The organism is Rhodobacter sp. CZR27 (genome assembly GCF_002407205.1).
Taxonomy (GTDB): Bacteria; Pseudomonadota; Alphaproteobacteria; order Rhodobacterales; family Rhodobacteraceae; genus Cereibacter_A.
Genome location: NZ_CP023548.1, coordinates 1,701,532 through 1,720,072, shown reverse-complemented (window position 1 = coordinate 1,720,072; position 18,541 = coordinate 1,701,532). Strand labels below are relative to the sequence as shown.

The 18,541-nt window shown below is 68.6% G+C and carries 13 protein-coding genes; 4 read left to right on the top strand and 9 right to left on the bottom strand.

The window, feature by feature from the left end; translation table 11 throughout:
• Positions 1 to 63 precede the first annotated feature (63 nt).
• Both CK951_RS08340 and CK951_RS08335 read right to left on the bottom strand, forming a co-directional pair.
• Positions 64 to 3,141, bottom strand: a complete 3,078-nt coding sequence (locus tag CK951_RS08340; protein WP_096785710.1) for an efflux RND transporter permease subunit — start codon at positions 3,139 to 3,141, stop codon at positions 64 to 66.
• Between the two features lie 7 nt (positions 3,142 to 3,148).
• Positions 3,149 to 4,252, bottom strand: coding sequence for an efflux RND transporter periplasmic adaptor subunit (locus CK951_RS08335; RefSeq protein WP_096785709.1), 1,104 nt, complete (start codon positions 4,250 to 4,252; stop codon positions 3,149 to 3,151).
• Between the two features lie 220 nt (positions 4,253 to 4,472).
• Here CK951_RS08335 and CK951_RS08330 point away from each other — a divergent pair, with 220 nt between their 5' ends.
• From CK951_RS08330 to CK951_RS08315, 3 genes are all read left to right on the top strand, one after another.
• Positions 4,473 to 4,967, top strand: coding sequence for a TetR/AcrR family transcriptional regulator (locus CK951_RS08330; protein ID WP_269770428.1), 495 nt, complete (start codon positions 4,473 to 4,475; stop codon positions 4,965 to 4,967).
• A 965-nt stretch (positions 4,968 to 5,932) separates the two neighbouring features.
• Complete coding sequence (locus tag CK951_RS08320) at positions 5,933 to 6,382, top strand: hypothetical protein (RefSeq protein WP_096785707.1); 450 nt, start codon at positions 5,933 to 5,935, stop codon at positions 6,380 to 6,382.
• Positions 6,383 to 6,385: 3 nt separating this feature from the next.
• On the top strand, positions 6,386 to 7,618 hold the full coding sequence (locus CK951_RS08315) for an HlyD family secretion protein (RefSeq protein WP_096785706.1): 1,233 nt from the start codon (positions 6,386 to 6,388) through the stop codon (positions 7,616 to 7,618).
• Positions 7,619 to 7,852: 234 nt separating this feature from the next.
• Here the strand turns inward: CK951_RS08315 and guaB are convergent, their stop codons facing one another.
• Complete coding sequence (guaB, locus tag CK951_RS08310; protein WP_096785705.1) at positions 7,853 to 9,301, bottom strand: IMP dehydrogenase; 1,449 nt, start codon at positions 9,299 to 9,301, stop codon at positions 7,853 to 7,855.
• A gap of 342 nt (positions 9,302 to 9,643) precedes the next feature.
• Between guaB and CK951_RS08305 the strand changes: the two genes are divergently transcribed.
• The gene (locus CK951_RS08305) at positions 9,644 to 10,606 is read left to right on the top strand and encodes a glucokinase (protein ID WP_096785704.1); all 963 of its coding nucleotides are present in this window, start codon (positions 9,644 to 9,646) and stop codon (positions 10,604 to 10,606) included.
• 134 nt (positions 10,607 to 10,740) lie between these two features.
• On the opposite strand, the gene CK951_RS08300 is transcribed toward CK951_RS08305, so the two are convergent.
• From CK951_RS08300 to CK951_RS08275, 6 genes are all read right to left on the bottom strand, one after another.
• Positions 10,741 to 11,526, bottom strand: a complete 786-nt coding sequence (locus CK951_RS08300; RefSeq protein ID WP_096785703.1) for a xanthine dehydrogenase family protein subunit M — start codon at positions 11,524 to 11,526, stop codon at positions 10,741 to 10,743.
• A 10-nt stretch (positions 11,527 to 11,536) separates the two neighbouring features.
• Positions 11,537 to 13,909 carry a xanthine dehydrogenase family protein molybdopterin-binding subunit gene (locus CK951_RS08295; protein WP_096785702.1) on the bottom strand — a complete coding sequence of 791 codons (2,373 nt, stop codon included), beginning with the start codon at positions 13,907 to 13,909 and terminating at the stop codon, positions 11,537 to 11,539.
• Positions 13,910 to 13,939: 30 nt separating this feature from the next.
• Positions 13,940 to 14,422: a (2Fe-2S)-binding protein gene (locus CK951_RS08290; protein WP_096785701.1), complete on the bottom strand. Its 483-nt coding sequence runs from the start codon at positions 14,420 to 14,422 to the stop codon at positions 13,940 to 13,942.
• A 28-nt stretch (positions 14,423 to 14,450) separates the two neighbouring features.
• Entirely contained in the window at positions 14,451 to 14,990 is a 540-nt protein-coding gene (locus tag CK951_RS08285) for a CoxG family protein (protein ID WP_096785700.1), read from the bottom strand.
• A gap of 127 nt (positions 14,991 to 15,117) precedes the next feature.
• Positions 15,118 to 17,319, bottom strand: a complete 2,202-nt coding sequence (locus CK951_RS08280; protein WP_096785699.1) for a PAS-domain containing protein — start codon at positions 17,317 to 17,319, stop codon at positions 15,118 to 15,120.
• Positions 17,316 to 18,491 carry an FIST N-terminal domain-containing protein gene (locus CK951_RS08275; RefSeq protein WP_198402329.1) on the bottom strand — a complete coding sequence of 392 codons (1,176 nt, stop codon included), beginning with the start codon at positions 18,489 to 18,491 and terminating at the stop codon, positions 17,316 to 17,318. Before CK951_RS08275 ends, CK951_RS08280 begins: the two co-directional genes overlap by 4 nt.
• Between the last annotated feature and the right edge of the window lie 50 nt (positions 18,492 to 18,541).

Below are 18,541 nucleotides of genomic sequence, written 5' to 3'. Positions count from 1 at the left end.
CGAAAGGCCCGGAAATGCCAAGGGCGGGCCCGGAGACCCGCCCTGTCCCTGCCGTCTGCCGGCTCAGGCCGAGGCGTCGCGCATGGCCACCATCTCGCGGTGCTCCTTCCACTCGCGGTCGGGCTTGGAGATGAAGGTGTAGAACATCGGCACGACGAACAGCGTGAAGCAGGTGCCGATCAGCAGGCCCGTGAAGATCACGATCCCCATCGCCTGCCGCGCTTCGGCGCCGGCTCCTTTCGCTATGATCAGCGGCACCACCGCCAGCGCCATCGCGGCGGTCGTCATCAGGATCGGCCGCAGCCGCACCTTCGCCGCCGCCACGATCGCCTCGCGCCGCGAGAGCCCGTGGTCCTCGCGCTGCTGGTTGGCGAACTCGACCATCAGGATGCCGTGCTTGGTGATCAGGCCGATCAGCGTGATCAGCCCGACCTGCGTGTAGATGTTCAGCGTCCCGAGCCCGAGGTTCAGCGGCAGGATCGCCCCGAAGATCGAAAGCGGCACCGACATCATGATGATGAAGGGATCGCGGAAGCTTTCGAACTGCGCCGCGAGCACGAGGTAGATCACCAGCACGGCCGCCGCGAAGGCCAGAAGGATGGTGTTGCCCTGCTCGACCTCCAGCCGCGACTGGCCGGAGTAGTCGATGAAGAAGCCCTCGGGGAGTACCTCGTTGGCGATGGCGACAAGCTCCGCAAGCCCGTCCCCGGTCGAAACCCCGATGGAAGGCAGCGCCGAGATCGTGGCCGAGTTGAGCTGGTTGAACTGCTCGATCGAGGCCGCCGAGGCTCCGGTCTCGAGGTTCACCACCGACAGCAGCGGCACCATCTCGCCCGAGGAGGCGCGGACGAAGAACTGTTCCAGCTTCTCGGGGTTGTTGCGCCACTCGCGCGGAACCTGCGGGATGATGTCGTAGCTGTTCGACTCGCGGTCGAACTGCGAGACCGAGGCCCCGCCCACCAGCAGGCCCAGCGTGTTGCCGATGTCGGAGATCGGCACGTTGAGCGAGGCGGCGCGGTCGCGGTCGATGGTAGCGGTGACCTCGGGTGCGTCGAAGGCGAGCGAGTTCTGCACCGCGATGAACCGGCCCGAGGCCTCGGCCCGTTTCCGGATCTCCTCCGAGATCTCGTAGACCCGGTCGGGCGACTGGATCGACTGGATCACCATCGAGATCGGCAGGCCCCCGCCCGTGCCCGGCAGCGTCGGCGGCGAGAACACGAAGCCCTGCACGCCCGGCACCGGGTCGAGACGGGCCTGCACCTCCTGCTGCACCTCGGCCTGGCTGCGGTCGCGTTCGGCCCATTCGTCCAGAACCCAGATGTAGATGCCCTGGTTGTCCTGCCCGCCGAAGCCCGAGATGGAGAACTCCGTGTTCACCTCGGGAATGTCCTTCGTCACCTCCGAGATCCGGTCGGTGTAGAGCTTGGTGTATTCCTTCGTCGCGTAGCGCGGCCCATCCAGGATCGCGAACATCGCACCCTGATCCTCTTCCGGGGCAAGCTCGCTTGTCGTGTTGAGGAACATGAAGCCGGTGACCGAGACCAGCGCCGCCACCATGATCAGCGTGACGGGGCGATAGTCGAGCGAGGAGGACACCCGCCGCTCGTACCAGTTCGCGACCCGTTCCAGCGTGTGGTCGACGATCCGCTGGAACCGGCTGCCCGAGCCCTCCTTCAGCAGGCGCGCCGACATCATCGGCGTGATGGTCAGCGCCACCACCCCGGACAGGATCACCGAGCCTGCCAGCGCGAAGGCGAATTCGGCAAAGAGCGACCCCGTGAGGCCGCCCGAGAACCCCAGCGGCGCGAGCACCGCGGCCAGCGTGATGGTCATGGCGATCACCGGCCCGGTGATCTCGCGCATCCCCTTGATGGCCGCGGCATAGGGTGTCATGCCCTCGTCGATGTGGCGGTGGATGTTCTCGACCACCACGATGGCGTCATCGACCACAAGGCCGATGGCCAGCACCATGGCCAGCAGCGACAGCAGGTTGATCGAATACCCCAGCGCCAGCAGCACCGCGCAGACCCCGATCAGCGACAGCGGGATCGTGACGATGGGCATCAGCACCGACCGGAACGAGCCCAGGAACAGCAGGATCACCACCACCACGATGGCGACGGCCTCGGCCAGCGTCTTGAACACCTCCTCGATCGAGGCGGTGATCGTCTCGGTCGAGTCGTAGACCAGCCGGATCTCCATCCCCTCGGGCAGCGTCTCGTTGATCGCCGGCAGTTCCTCGAGCACCGCCGAGGCCGTGGTCAGCGGGTTTGCGGCGGGCGTCGGGTAGATGCCGATGAAGGTGCCCGCCTCGCCGTTGAAGGTCACGATGCTGTCCGGCTCGGCCGAGGACAGCTCCACATCGGCCACGTCGCGCAGCCGGATCACCTGGTTGCCGTCGGAACGTATCGGCAGCGCGCCGAAGGCCTCGGGCGTCTGCAGCGTGGATTCCAGCGTGATGGAGCGGGCGAAATACTCGCCCTCGGTCTTGCCGGGGGCCGAGAGGAAGTTCGCCGCCTGGATCGCCGTCAGCACCTCGGAGGCGGTGACGTTGCGGGCGGCCAGCTTCATGGGATCGACCCAGACCCGCATGGCATATTCCGCAGCACCGATGATCTCGATCTCGGCCACGCCCTCGATGGTCGACACTCGGGGCCGGATCACCCGCTCGAGATATTCGGTCATCTGCTCGGCGGACATGTTCGGGTTGATCGCCGCGAGATACATCAGCGCGAAGCTGTCGCCGGTGCCCTTGACGATCACCGGATCCTCGGCGTCCTCGGGCAGCTCGCCGCGCACCTGCTGCACCTTGGCCAGCACCTCGGTCAGCGCCACGTCCGAGTTCGCGCCAAGCTTCATCTGCACCGAGACGACGGAGGCGGAAGGTCGGCTCTGGCTGCTGACGTAGTCGATGTTCTCGGTTGTGGCGACCGCGCGGGCGATGGGCGCGGTGATGAAGCCCTGGATCAGTTCGGGCGCGGCGCCGGGATAGGTCGTCGTGATGGTGACGACGGTCTCCTCGACCTCCGGATACTGGCGGACCGGCAGGTTGAAGATCGAGTAGAAGCCGATCAGCAGGATGAAGCTTGCCAGCACCGTCGAGGCGACGGGCCGGCGGATGAAGACCTCTGAAATGCTCATGCGGGCCTCACTGCGCGGCTGACTGGCTGAAGGGCTGGAGCGTGTTGTCCACCGCCACGAGCGAGCCGCCCGACAGGCGGTTCTGGCCGGCGTTCACCACCTCATCTCCCGCCTTCAGGCCCTTGACGATCTCGATCATCTCGCCGTTGCGGCGGCCGATGGTGACGAAGACCTGCTCGACCTTCTTCTGGCCCTCCTCCTCGGCCGGGCGCACGACATAGACCGAGTCGCCGTAGAGGCTGGTCATCAGCGCGGTCTGCGGCAGCGCGATCACGCCCTCCTCTGGCGGAAGCTCCACCCGGACGCGCAGGAACTGGCCCGGGTAGATCTTGCCGGTCTCGTTGCCGACCTCGGCCCGCACCGTCACGAGGCGCGAGTTCGGGTCGACCTTCGGCTCGATGCCGATGATGCGGCCCTTGGCGTTGTAGCTGCCGATCTCGGAAGAGACGGTGACCGGCAGGCCGGGCTTCACCACCGAGATCTGCTGCTCGGGCAGGGCGAAGTCCACCCGCATCGCATCAAGGTCCTGCAGCGTCGCATAGACCTGCCCCACGGTGACGTATTCGCCCACATCGACCTGCGGGATTCCGATCACGCCCGAGAAGGGCGCCACCAGCTCCTTCTGCTGCAGGACCGCCTGGATCTTGGCAACTTGCGCCCGCGCCGAATCCGCCTGGGCCTTCGCCGTGTCGAGGATGTTGACCGCCGAGACCCCGCGCTCCTGCAGGGTGCGGGCGCGGGCAAGCTCGCTCTCGGCCAGTTCCAGCGCGGCCTCTGCCGCGGCAAGATCGGCGCGTTCCTCGCGTTCCGAGATCTGCAGCAGCTTCTGCCCCTTCTCGATCTCGGCATTGGCCGTGAACAGGATCTCGCGGACCGTGCCGCCGGACTCCACCGACAGGTCCACGCCTTGCGCCGCCACGGCCGTGCCGATCGCCTCGACCCCCGGCATCCAGGGGCCCGGCTCCGCGATCGAGGTCGAGACCGTGACCGGCTTGGGCTGCATGGTGGAGAAGAATTCCGCGATCTTGGCGTCGCGGAAGCGGTTGAACCCGACGATGCCGCCGACGATCAGGGCAAGCAGGATCACGGCAATGACAAGACGCTTGACCATCCGTTCCCTCCGGTTTCGCGCGCCGCCTGACGCCGCACCGCGCCGGCAGGGGTTTTCCTTCTTGCAGATTTACTGTACCGTCCGGACGGTAAAGTCAACCCGCGCGGGAGGTAGCGTGGCAGAGTTAGCGCCACAAACGCGGAAGAAAACCGCCAGCGACACGCGAAAGCGCCTTCTGGAGGCGGCCGGGATCCTGAGTCGCAAGATCGGGGCCTCCGGCATGTCGCTCGATGCCGTGGCGGCCACGGCGGGCGTGTCGAAGGGCGGGCTGCTCTACCACTTCCCCAGCAAGCACGCGCTGCTGCGCGCGCTGGTCGAGGATCACGTGGGCGCCTTCGGCGAGGAGATGGCGCATCGCGCGCCGGGCTGGTCGAGCGCCTCGGGGGCGGCGGCGATCGAGGCGGCCCGCGCCTACGTTGCGGTGGTGCGCGATCTGCTGCGCCATACCGAGGGCGCCGCCTCGGGCATCTTCGCCGCCCTGACGGAGGACCCGCTGTTCATGGCGCCGCTCCTTGACCTGCGCTGCGAGGTGCGGGCGCTGTTCGCCCGCTGCCCGCCCGAGGCGATGCTGGTCTTTCACGCCTGCGAGGGGCTTATCCACGACCGCCTGATCGATCCCGATCACTGGGACGCGCCGCGCGTCGAGGCGCAGCTCGACCTGATGGACCGGATGCTCGTGGCCATCGAACGCGGCACGGTCCGGTTTGCGGACTGACCGGCAGGACAGCGGGCCCTTTGACGGCAGCGCGGGCATCTGCGCCCTGCCCGCCCCGGACGGGCTCGCAACCGGCACCGGGTTTCCCGGGCGCGGCGTCCAACCTTCACTTCCCCTGGATTCCGCCGGCCGGTCGAGCTGCCTTGAAAGGCGCGCGACAGGAGCAGTCGTCTCAGCCGCGTCCGGGACGCCGGGTTGGTCCGGCCCGGTGGGCGCCGAAGTGACGGCCTTTAAATCCGCGTCCCTTCCGCACGGACACCGACGCTGACGCTGCCGGCCAGAATTTGAACGGCCTCGCGCGCGCACCGCATTCGGACAGGGACTGCCGGCCGGCCCCGGCATCCGGCTTTGTCCGGCTGCGGTATGGCCATCGGGGGCGCCACTGCCGTGCCAAGGGACCGGCATCCGGGCCTGCGCCCTTGCGGGGTCACGCCGCGTCCTGATTGGCGCAGCGGCTGCGGCCCGCGGCGCCGATCGGGTTGCGGATGCCCCCCATCCTCGTCGTGTCCGGTCATTTGATCAGCCGGCAGCGGATGGTGCTTGACTTCGAGCCGGGTGGCATTGTCGTGATGTTCATTGCGGTGGCCACGGCGTCACTGGTGACGGGTTCCGGGCGGTCTGCCTGCTTCGTGGGGTGCTCATGCTGATGGTGGTCGCGACCTGTTCGCTCACCCTGTTCCTGCTGCCCGCTCCGGGCGGCGGTGCCCCGTGACGGCCCGCCCCCTTGCCGACGGCCGCTTCCCGCGCGGAACGGGCCGCCGCGCTGCGGCGCGCAGCCCTGTCCCGGCAGCCTGTCCGGCGCGGGCCGCATTCGCGCGGCGCGCTGCCCGACGCGGCGGCCCGTGCCGTCCCGAACGATCCGGCGGGAAGGCCGGCAGCGCCGGATGCCGCGCCGGGCACCGACCGGGCTTCCGTTCCCGAACCCCATCGCTTCCCGATGGCGACATCTTCCGAAAGGTCTCACGATGAGCGACGCGATCCATCCCATGGCACCGCACCATCTGCCCTTCTTCATCACCGCGCCCGGCGAGAGCGACATGCTCATGATGGGCATGGTCGTCTTCCTGCTTCTGACGGTGGTGGGCATCGGGCTGGCCTATTTCACGCTGCACGCCATCCCCGAGCAGATGGCGCACCGGCGCAACAAGGCCCAGTTCGAGATCGTCGCCGTTCTGGGGCTGCTCGCGCTCTTCACCCACAATCACCTGTTCTGGATCGCGGCGCTCCTGCTGGCGATGGTGACCCTCCCGGATTTCCAGAGCCCCATGGACCGCGCCGCCGCCGCGCTCGAGCGGCTTGCCGGCACTCGCAACCCGCTTGCGGGACCCGCCCCCGGCACTCCCCTCCCCGTGGCCGAGGACATGCGGCCCGAGACACCACCGCGCGTCGCGGACATGCCGCGCAAGGAGGCCTGATCCGTGCTTGAACTTCTCCTCTGCTCATCGCTGACGCTGCTGCCCGACTTCCTCTACCGGCGCTTCGTGCAGGGCAAGCGCCTCGGGCGCGAGATCACGCTCTACTCCGTCTGGTATGAACTGCGCTACGGCATCGTGGGCTGCCTTCTGCTCACCGTGCTGCTGATCACGACGATCTTCTACTTCCACCCCTCGACCCGCAACGCGATCTCGTACTTCCGGACCATCCCGATCCTTCCCGAGAAGATGGGCCGGGTCGAGGAGGTCTTCGTGGGCCTGAACGAGCGCGTGACGACCGGCCAGAAGCTCTTCACCCTCGACGCCTCGGACGAGGAGGCGGAACTCGAGACCGCGAAGAAGCGCGTGGCCGAGGTCGACGCCGCCATCGTCCTGGCCGGCAAGCAGCTGAAGGTCGCCGAGGCGCAGGTGATCGAGGCCCGCAGCGCCTACCAGCAGGCGGTGGACGAACTTGCGACGCGGACCGAGATCCGGGCCCGCAACGCCGACACTGTCTCGCAGCGCGAGATCGAGCGCCTGCAGAACATCGTCGATGGCCGGCTGGGCGGGGTGGCTGCGGCGGAAGCGTCGGTCGAGGCCGCGCGAGCGCAGATCGACGTGTCCCTGCCCGCGCAGAAGGAGACGGCGCTGGCCTCGCTGAAGCTGGCCGAGGTGGAGCTTCAGAAGATGACGATCAGCGCCAGCATGGACGGCTCGATGGAGCAGTTCACGCTTCGACCCGGCGATTTCGTCAACCCGATGATCCGGCCGGCGGGGCTCCTGATCCCCTCCTCGGCCGGAACGCTGGCGATCCATGCGGGTTTCGGCCAGATCGAATCGCAGGTGATCCGTCCGGGTATGGCGGCCGAGGTCGTCTGCCAGTCGAAGCCCTTCCAGGTCATACCCATGGTCGTGACCGACGTGCAGCACTTCATCGCCAGCGGACAGCTGCGGCCGACCGAGCTTCTGGTCGATCCCTCGCAGAACGTGCCTCCCGGCACGCTGATCGTGATGCTCGAGCCGATGTTCGAGGGCGGCATGGAGGGCATCACGCCCGGCTCGAACTGCATCGCCAACGCCTATACCAGCAACCACGAGCGGCTGCAGGATCCGTCCCTCGGGTCGCTGCAACGCTTCGGACTGCACGCGATCGACACCGTGGGCATGGTCCATGCCATCCTGCTGCGTATCCAGGCGCTTGTCATGCCGATCCAGACGCTTGTGCTGAAGGGTCATTGAGATCCCTGCCGGCCCGGGGTGGGCCGGCGTCCGCCCTCGCCGTGCGGGAGGCCCGGCTTCGCCCTCGGCCCACACCCGGCGCGGCTCAGGCCGGCATCGGGCATCGGCTCCAGCCGATCCACATGGCGGATGGGCCGGCGCGTCACTATCGTCAAGCCGCAAGAAACCGATGCCCGCGCCGTGGTCCGGCGCGGGCATCCTCGTTGGCAGGCAGCCGTCGCGGTCGGACCGCGCTCAGCCGAGCCGGTAGTTCGGGCTCTCGCGCGTGATCTGAACGTCGTGTACGTGGCTTTCCTTCAGCCCCGCGCCGGTGATCCGGACGAACTGGCAGTTCGAGCGCATCGCGGCCACGGTGCGGTTGCCTGTATAGCCCATTGCCGCGCGCAGGCCGCCGACCATCTGGTGGATCACCGCCGAAACCGACCCCTTGTAGGGCACCTGCCCCTCGATGCCCTCGGGAACCAGCTTGTCCGAGGCCGCGTCCTTCTGGAAGTAGCGGTCGGCCGAACCGCGTGCCATCGCGCCCAGCGAGCCCATCCCGCGGTAGCTCTTGAAGCTGCGGCCCTGGTAGAGGATCACCTCGCCCGGGGATTCATCGGTGCCGGCGATGGCCGAGCCCACCATGGCGCAGGAGGCGCCCGCCGCGATCGCCTTGGCGAAGTCGCCGGAATACTTGATCCCGCCGTCGGCGATCACCGGCACGTCGCCGGCCGCCCGGGCCGAATCCATGATCGCCGTCAGCTGCGGCACGCCCACGCCGGCGACGATCCGCGTGGTGCAGATCGAGCCCGGGCCGATGCCCACCTTGACCGCATCCGCCCCGGCCTCGATCAGGGCGCGGGTGGCCTCGGCGGTGGCGACGTTGCCCGCCACCACCTGCACCGAGTTCGAGAACGACTTGATCCGCTCCACCGCCTTCGACACGCCTTCGGAATGGCCGTGTGCGGTGTCGATCACCACCATGTCCACCCCGGCCTCGATCAGCGCCTTCGAGCGCTCGAACCCCGCGTCCCCGACGGTCGAGGCTGCCGCCACCCGCAGCCGGCCCAGCTCGTCCTTGCAGGCATGCGGGTTCAGCACCGACTTCTCGGTGTCCTTGAGCGTCAGGAGACCGGTCAGCTTGCCCTGCCCGTCGGTCACCAGAAGCTTCTCGATCCGGCGCGCCTTCATCAGGCTGATCGCTGTGTCGCGATCGGCCGGCTCCTGCAGGATCGCGAGGTTCTCCGAGGTCATCATCACGCGCACCGGCGTCTTGTCGTCGGTGGCAAAGCGCATGTCGCGGTTGGTCACGATGCCCACCACGCGACCGGTGTCGTCCACCACCGGGAAGCCGGTCACGTTGTAGCGGTCCTGCAGCGCCTTGGCGTCGCCCAGCGTCTGGTCGGCCCGCAGCGTGATCGGGGCATAGACGATGCCGCTCTCGAAGCGCTTCACGCGGCTCACCTCGCGCGCCTGCTCCTCGATCCCGAGGTTGCGGTGCACGACGCCGATGCCGCCAGCCTGCGCCATGGCGATCGCCATGCGGCCCTCGGTCACCGTATCCATGGCCGAGGAGAGCAGCGGGATGTTCATGCGGATCGCCTTCGTGACGAAGGTCGAGGTGTCCGCGTCCGACGGCAGCACGCTGCTGGCCGCGGGAACGAGAAGGACGTCGTCGAAGGTGAGCGCCTCGCGAATCTCCATGGGGATTTCCTTGGATGGGATCGTTTGGCGGTTCCCTGTTTCACGGGCGTCGGCCGAAGGCAAGGGGAAACCCGCGGCCTGCTGGGTCAGTCTGCCGGTGTTCCTCCGCCCGGGCGATCCTGCCGGCCACAGGGCGGCGGTGGCGGGGCGGAGCGCGCGCCGCACGCAGGGTGCCCCAGCCCCGCGAACCGGCGTCGTTCCTCAAGGCATCTCGTCTGCGCCTGGGTCCGGGAACAGGGCCGCCCCGCAGATCCCCTTGACGTCCGCAACTTGCGCCGCACCTCGAAAGCAGCCTATCACGCCTTGCCCGCGCGCTTTCGCGCTTGCCTGCCGGAGGACGCCATGGCCGACGCCCCGCTTTCCCTCGTTGCCGACATCGGCGGAACGAACACCCGGGTGGCGCTGGCCCGCGGCGCCGTGCTGATGCCCGAGACGACGCGGCGCTTCCGCAATGCCGATCACGCAGGTCTCGCCTCGGTTCTGCGCGACTTCCTCGCCGCGTCCGGCAGCCCCGAGATCGACGGCGCCTGCGTGGCCGCGGCGGGGCCGGTGCGGGATGGCGTGGCGACGCTGACCAACCTCGACTGGACGGTGGACGGGGCCGAGTTGCAGGGCGCGACGGGCGCCGCTCGCGTGGCGGTGCTGAACGACCTGCAGGCCCAGGGTCATGCCCTGGGCCGCATCGCGCCCGAAAACCTGCGCGTGCTGGTCGAGGGACCGGCCGTGCGACGGACCGGCCCCATGCTGGTGATCGGGGTGGGCACCGGGTTCAATGCGGCGCCCGTGCACGAGGTCGCCGGGATGCGCCTCGTGGTGGCCTCGGAATGCGGCCATGCCGGGATGCCGGTGCGGAGCGAGCGTGACCTGCGCCTCGCCAGGTTCGTCGAGACCGCGCATGGCTTCGCGGGGGTCGAGGACGTGCTGTCGGGGCGGGGCCTTGAACGGCTCTATGCCTTTGTCGCCAGCGAGGACGGGCGCGAGGATCGCAAGTCCGCCGCCGAGATCATGGCGGCCATCGCCGAGCCCGGCCCCGCGCGCGAGGCGGCGACGCTGTTCGCGCAGATCCTCGGGGCCGAAGCCGGCAATCTTGCCCTGATCCACCTGCCCTTCTCGGGCATCTTCCTGTGTGGCGGCGTCGCGCGCGCCTTTGCCGACCACCTCGGCCCGATGGGCTTTGCCGGACGCTTCCGCGACAAGGGCCGGTTCTCGGCCTTCATGGACGATTTCCCTGTCGCCATCGTCGAGGACGACTATGCCGCGCTGACCGGCTGCGCGAGCTTCCTCGCCTCGGTCCCGGCTGGCTGAACGTTGACGGCCCGTCCGGCCCCGGGCAACCACGCCGGCGGCCCCCCGGAGCGCAGATCTGACCGATCTTCCGGCGGGGCCGGATGAATGTCGCGCCGGAGGACGGGCAGCCCTCCGGCGCAGCGCGGTCGGTCTCAGGCCGTCGCGACGGCGCGCTTCGTCAGCACCTTGATCAGGTTCGCCCGGTAGGCGGGCGTTCCGTGCAGGTCGCCGATCAGGCCCTCGCTGTCCACCGTCAGCCCCTCGACGGCCTCGGGACGGAAATCGGCCGACAGGGCATCCTCGGCTTCGGTCCACCGGAACACGCCATCCTCGCCTGCGCCCGTCACGGCGACGCGCACCCCATCTGCGAACTTCGCCACGAACACCCCCACCAGCGCAAAGCGCGAGGCGGGCTGGGCGAACTTCATGTAGGCGGCCTTCTCCGGGATCGGGAAATTGATCGAGGTGATGATCTCGCCTTCCTCCAGCGCCGTGGTGAACAGGCCCTGGAAGAAGTCGTCGGCCGCGATTTCGCGCCGGTCGGTGACGATGGTCGCGTTCGAGGCGAGCACCGCTGCCGGGTAGCAGGCGGCCGGGTCGTCGTTCGCGACGCTGCCGCCGATGGTGCCGCGCGCCCGCACCGCCGGATCGCCGATCTCACCCGCCAGCCAGGCGAGCGCCGGATAGTGGGCCTTGGCCTCCTTCGCGACGGCCGCATGCGAGGTTGCGCCGCCGATGGCGAGGCCCTGGTCGCCCCGGCATACGCCCTTCATCTCGGCGATGTCGATCAGGCTGACCAGCGTGTCGGGCGCCGCCAGCCGCTGCTTCATTGACGGCAGCAGGGTCTGGCCGCCCGAAAGCGCCTGCGCGCCCTCGGACGCCAGCGCCGCGACGGCCTCGGCGACGGAGGAGGGTTTCACCAGTTCGAAGTCGTGCATGGCTCCCTCCTCAGCCGTTGATCGCCGACCAGACGCGCGAGGGCGTCAGGGGCATGTCGATATGGGTGATGTGGCTATGCCCCGCGCGGTGGAGCGCGTCGATCACCGCATTGACCACCGCGGGCGGCGTGCCGATGGCCCCGGCCTCGCCGCAGCCCTTGGCGCCCAACGGGTTGTGCGTGCAGGGCGTGACGCAGGAATGGTCCACGTCGATGTTCGGCAGATCGTCCGCGCGCGGCATGGCATAGTCCATGTAGGAGCCGGTCAGAAGCTGGCCGTCCTCGTTGTAGACGACCCCTTCGAGCAGCGCCTGCCCGATGCCCTGCGCCACCCCGCCATGCACCTGCCCGGCCACGATCATCGGGTTGATGACGTTGCCGAAATCGTCGGCGCAGGTGAAGCGCACGATGTCCACGCCGCCCGTCTCGGGGTCCACCTCGACCTCGCAGCCATAGGCGCCCGCCGGATAGGTGAAGTTCGCGGGGTCGTAGAAGGCGGTCTCCTCCAGCCCCGGCTCCAGCGTCTCGAGCGGGTAGTTGTGCGGGACGTAGGCGGAAAACGCGATCTCGGCGAAGCTCTTCTGCCGGTCCGTTCCTGCGACCGAGAAGCTGCCGTCGTTGAACTCGATATCGCCTTCCGCCGCCTCCAGCATGTGGGCCGCGATCTTCTTGCCCTTGTCGATGATCTTGTCGGCGGCCTTCATCATCGCCGAGCCGCAGACGGCAAGGGAGCGCGAGCCATAGGTGCCCATCCCGAACGGAATCTTGGACGTATCGCCGTGAACGATCTCCACCGACTTGGCATCGACGCCCAGCTTTTCGGCAATGAGCTGGGCAAAGACCGTCTCGTGCCCCTGCCCGTGGCTGTGCGCCCCGACGAGAACCGAGATGTTGCCGGTGGCGTTCACCCGGATGGTCGCGGCGTCATAGAGGCCGACGCGGCAGCCGAGCACGCCCACGAGATTCGAGGGCGCGATCCCGCAAGCCTCGATCCAGGTGGAAAGCCCGAAGCCGCGCAGCTTGCCGCGCTTGCGGCTCTCCTCGGCCCGCGCCTCGAAGCCCGCCACGTCCGACATCTCGCGCAGCTTGTCCATCGTGGCATGGTAGTTGCCGGTGTCGTAGACGAGGCCGACCGGCGTCGTATAGGGGAAGGCCCCCGGGTCGATGAAGTTCTTGCGCCGGATCTCCCACGGGTCGATGCCGAGCTCGTCCGCGGCCTTGTCGATGACCCGCTCCAGCGAATAAGTCGCCTCGGGCCGCCCTGCGCCGCGGTAGGCATCGACCGGCACGGTGTTCGTAATCACCGCCTTCACGTTCACGTAGACATGCGGCGTCTTGTAGGGGCCGGCCATCAGCGTGCCGTGCAGGAAGGTCGGCGTGCAGGTGGCGAAGTTCGACAGATACGCCCCCATGTTCGCCAGCGTCTCGGTGCGGACGGCGAGGAAGTTCCCCTCCTTGTCCGTCGCGAGTTCGATCTTCGTCACGTGGTCGCGGCCGTGCGCATCGGACAGGAACGCCTCGGAGCGGTCGCAGACCCATTTGACCGGGCGGTTGATCTTCTTCGAGGCAGCGAGCACCGCCGCTTCCTCGCCATAGTGGTAGATCTTCGAGCCGAAGCCGCCGCCCACGTCGGGCGCGATCACGGTCAGCTTGTTCTCGGGGATGCCCATGACGAAGGCCGAGATCAGAAGCCGCGTCAGGTGCGGGTTCTGCGAGGTGGTGTAGAGCTTGTAATCGCCCGTCCCGCTGTCGAAATCGCCGATCGAGGCGCGCGGCTCCATCGCGTTGGGCGACAGACGGTTGTTCACCAGTTCCAGCGTCGTGACATGCGGGGCCGAGGCGAAGGCCGCGTCGACGGCGGCCCGGTTCTCCTCGATCCAGCCCCAGTCGAAGACCACGTTGTTGTCGAATTCCTCGTGCACGCGGTTGGCCGTATCCGCGGCCGCGGCCGCCAGATCCACCAGCGCGGGCAGTTCGGTGATATCGGCCACGATGGCCTCGCAGGCGTCTTTGGCCTGTTCGTAGGTCTCGGCCACGACCATCGCATAGGCGTCGCCCACGTGGCGCACCTTGCCATGCGCCAGCACCGGCCGCTTCGGCTCCTTCATCGTGGCGCCGTCGCGGCTCTGGACCAGCCAGCCGGTCGGGTTGCCGCCCACCTCGGTAAAATCGGCGCCGGTCAGCACGCAGAGAACGCCCGGCATCTCTTCAGCCGCGCTGGTGTCGATGCCGTTGATCCGGCCATGCGCCACTTCCGAGCGCAGGAAGCAGGCGTGCGCCTGCCCGCGCAGGCTGATGTCGGCCGTGTAGCGGCCCTTTCCGGTGAGGAACCGGATATCCTCGCGGCGGAGCGTGCTCTCGCCGATGCCCCCATCCTTAGGCATGTAAAACCTCCCTTCCTGTGTCTGGCCCGCTTATTCGGCGGCGAGCTTCTGGCTGTCGGCGCCCGAGGCGGCCAGGACCGCCTTGACGATGTTGTGATAGCCCGTGCAGCGGCAGATGTTGCCCTTGAGGTAGTGGCGAACCTCCTCCTCGGTCGGATGCGGGTTCTCGTTCAGAAGCGCGGCCGAGGCCATCACCATGCCGGGCGTGCAGAAGCCGCACTGAAGCCCGTGGTGGGTCTGGAACGCCTGCTGAAGGACCGACAGCGAGCCGTCCTTGTTCGCCATGCCCTCGATCGTGGTGACGGACTTGCCGGCCACGTCCTGCGCGAGCACGGTGCAGCTTTTCACCGGCTCTCCGTCGACATGCACCGTGCAGGCCCCGCACTGGGTGGTGTCGCAGCCGACATGCGTGCCGGTCAGCCCGAGTCCCTCGCGCAGGAAGCTGGACAGCAGCGTCCGGCCCTCCGTCTCGGCGGACATGGACTTGCCGTTCACGGTCATCGTGACTTTCATGAAATTCCTCCCTGATACGCTCGTGGGCTCAGCGCTTCATCATGCGCTTGAACCAGCCCTTCTTCGCGGGCGCCTCTCCCTCGGCGCCGACCGCCACGGCCTCGGCTTCGGGGGCGTCATCGTCGGCCGGGCCTTCGACGGCGGACTGGAAACGCTCGAAGAACTGGTCGGCGGTCTTGCGGGCGAAGCCGTCGATGATCCGGCTGCCGAGCTGGGCGAGCTTGCCGCCCACATGCACGTCCACATCCGATGACAGTGCGGTGCCGCCATCGGCAGGCGTCAGCGTCACCTTGGCCGAGCCGCGCGCGAAGCCCGCGGCGCCGCCCTTGCCCTCGCCGGTGATGGTCAGCGACTGGCCGGGCACGATGTCCGAGAGCGTCACATGGCCGGTGAAGCGGGCCTTCACGGGGCCGACCTTCTGCACCACGATGGCCTCGTATCCGGCCTCGGGACTGCCCGAGAGGCTCTCGCATCCCGGGATGCAGACCCGGAGCACCTCCGGGTCCAGGATCGCCGCCCAGACGGTATCCGGATCGGCGCTGATGTTTCTCTGATCGGTAAGCTGCATGGCATTCCCCCTCGTTGGCAGAAGCTTAGGGCGAATTGCGGCGGTGCGGCTATGTGACCTTGGTCGTAGTGTCGCAGAAGCACGGGGAGAGGCCTTGCGCGGCGACCGGCCTCAGCCCCGGCAGGGATCACAGCGCGCCGAGGAATTCCTCGAGCACGCGTGCGTCGATCGGCTTCTGGATCAGGCGGATATCGGCCTCGGCGCAGATCGTCGCGATCTCGGGGCGGCGGGCCGCGGTGACGATGCAGGCCGGCACCCTGCCGTGCCGCGAGCGCATCGTGCGGATGAAGTCCACCCCGGTCATTCCGGCACCGAGCTGCTGATCCACGAGGAAGAAGTCGGGCAGGATACCGATCTCGTCGATCAGCTCCAGCGCCTCCTCGCCGGACGGCGCGTCCAGAACGCTGACGCCCCATTTCTCGAGCAGAAGGCCCATCGCCTGACGCAGGTCGTCGTCGTTCTCGACAAGGAAGGCGATCTTGTCCTGCGCCGCGACCTTGGCATGGGCGCGGATCTCGGATGCGCCCGGCGCCGCCGCCAGCGGCGCGTTCCCGGCCGGCGGCACCTGCACCATGAAGCAGGTGCCGCGCCCGATCTCGGACCGTAGGCCCAGCGGATGGCCCAGAAGCCCGCAGGCGCGCTCCACGATGGCAAGGCCGAGGCCCATGCCTTCCGAGGCCGAGGCCGGCGCGTTCAGGCGGTGGAACTCCTTGAAGATCGCCTCCTGATCGGCCTCGGCAATGCCTGGCCCGGTGTCCCACACCTCGAGCCGGACCATGCCCTGCCGTCGCCGCGCGCCCACCAGCACCCGCCCCTTTGCAGTGTAGCGGATCGCATTGCCGATCAGGTTCTGCAGGATGCGCCGCAGGTAGGTCGGGTCCGAGGCCACCATGGCACTCGACGGCACGACCGAGAGCCGCAGGCCCTTCGCCTGCGCCATGGGCGCGAATTCGTCGCGCAGTTGCGCGATCAGCCGGTCGAGCCGCACCGGCTGCACGCTGACCGCCGCGCGGCCCGACTCGAGCTTCGAGATGTCGAGCAGCGCGCCGAGGATCCCCTGCACCGAGTCGAGCGCGTTCTGCGCCTTCGACAGCGCCTCGCGCGAGGCCGGTTCCACCGCCTCGTCCCCGATGCTCGCGATGAAGAGCTTGGCCGCCGAGAGCGGTTGCAGAAGGTCGTGGCTCGCCGCCGCCACGAAGCGCGAGCGCGAGGCGTTGGCGCGCTCGGCATTCGCCAGTGCGTCCTCCAGCTCCAGTGTGCGCTCCATCACGCGGGCCTCGAGCGTCTCGTTGGCGCGGGACAGCGCCTCGATGGCCGCGCGCTCGGCGGTGACGTCGGTGAAGCTCATCACGAAGCCGCGGTCGGGCATCTCCTGCGCGAAGACGTCGAGGATCAGCTCGTCCCCCCGGCGCAGCTCGAACGACAAGGGCGGGCGGTCGTGGCGGGCCTGCACCCAGGCCTCCAGCGCCGCGGCACTCATGCCGTCGCCGAAGCTGATCTCCTGCGCGAAGCGTTCCAGCAGGTAGCCGAAGCTGACCCCCAGCCGGAAGCGGTTCATCGGGATGGCCAGAAGCGAACCAAGCCGCTGGTTCCAGCCTACCAGCCGCCCCTCGGGGTCGAAGATGCAGACGCCCTGGTTGATGTGGTCGAGCGTGGCGCGGATGACGCGGGCCTGATCGTCCAGCATCTTGCCGCGCTCCAGCCGCTCCAGCCGGATCAGGTCGGTGACGTCGGTCTGCAGGATCACCGTGCCGCCGTCGGCCGTGCGATGCTCGGATACCTGCAGCCAGCGGTCCCAGATCAGCCGCACGTTGAAGATCACGTGCCGGTCGTAGTGGCGGCGCTTGCGGCGGATCGCCCAGTCCTCGGGCGTCTCGGCATCGGGAAGTGCCAGATAGCGCGAGCGGCTGACCCGGTCGATGTAGCCGCCGAAGGTAAGGCCCGGTTTCAGATGCTCCTGCACGTCGAGCATGTGCATCCCGAAGCGCGAGTTGCACAGCACCAGCACGTCGTCGGCATCGAAAAGCGCGAAGCCCTCCTGCACCGTCTCGATGGCATTGGCGAGGTTCTGCCGTGCCTCCTCGGCGGCGCGCGTGGCCTCGGCCAGCCGCTCGTTCGACAGGTTCAGAAGCTTCAGCGTACGTTCCAGATCGGCCGTCCGCTCGCGGACCTGATCCTCGAGCATGGCCGCGCGCTGGAACTGGGCATAGGCCGCCCCGCCGTCGTCGGTCGTGCGCTCCACACGGGCCATCAGGGCGCGCACGATTTCCAGCAGCTTGTCGCGCTGGCGTTCGGGCGGATCGCCGGGGTCGATCAGCGCGAAGGTCATGGCGCCTCCGGCGGGTAGATCGCCACGCCCGTCATCGTCTGGTTGACATGCATGCCGTTGAGCTGCTCGCCATAGGTCGAGAAGCCGACGACCCGGTGCTCGCGCAGGAGCCGCGACACCGCCCCGATGCTCTGCTTGTCGAGCGCCTCCATCCGGCGCAGCACGCAGTCGCAGGCAAGGATCGCCGAGGGCGTCCGCTCGCGGCCGAGCCCCGCCAGTTCCTGCCGCAGGTGGGCCACCAGATCCTGCGGCTCTGCCAGCGTCAGCACCAGCCCCTCGTCGATCGCCGAGAAGAAGATCAGGTCGCCGTTCGGCGCGACTTCCCGGATGGCGCGGACATGGTGCTTGCCGCCGATCCGCACCACGACGGGATGCGCCGCGAAGGTGAAGCTGTCGAGCTGGCCGGGGTCCTTGCCCAGAAGGCGGGCGTATTCCTGCGCCGCGGGCTCGGCGTTGATGCGGCGCACGATGCGGCGGCCGGGATCGGCCTCGGTCACCACCATGCGCCGATCGGTGGGAAGGAAATGGTCGAGGTTGAACACCTGCACCCGGCAGTCGGTGCGGACCAGCGCCAGGACGGCGGCATCGTGCAGCACCTCGGCGCCGTTGAGTACGAAGGTCTCGCGGAAGCGCACGCCATCGGCGGCCGATCCGCCGAACAGAGGCACCGGCCCCAGCCCCGCGGCCAGCGCCGAGGCCAGTTCGTCCTCGCGGATCGACAGGCCGTCGACCATCAGGAAGGCGAATTCGTGGCGCCAGTCGGGGCAGTCGCGGGCCAGCGCGGCACGCTCGCGGATCAGCCGGCCGATCAGCGCCTCGCGGTCGAGCTGGCCCAGATCGCGGACGAGGATCGGACTGACGCGGAACCAGCCCGCCGGCAGGGCCACGGCGACGATCTCGCCCTCTGTGTAGCCATCGGGGCTGATCTCGCCCGCGGTGGTGCAGCCGATGACGGGAAGGCCCGGAAAGGCGGCCTCGGCCGCGCGGGCAAGCGCCACGACATCGGCCTCGGGCGTCACGAACAGGATGACGAGGGCGAAGGGCCCCTCTCCCAGCGCCGCGGCAAGGTGCTTCGCCGGATCGGGCGTGCCTGCAAGGACATGCGCCACGGCGACGAGGGGCGTCGAGGGGCACATGCCCTCTGCCACGGCCGCCTTGCGCAGTTCCGTCATCGCCGTCCTCCCCGGCAAAGCCTATGCGAGCCCGAAGGCGGCTGGCAAGC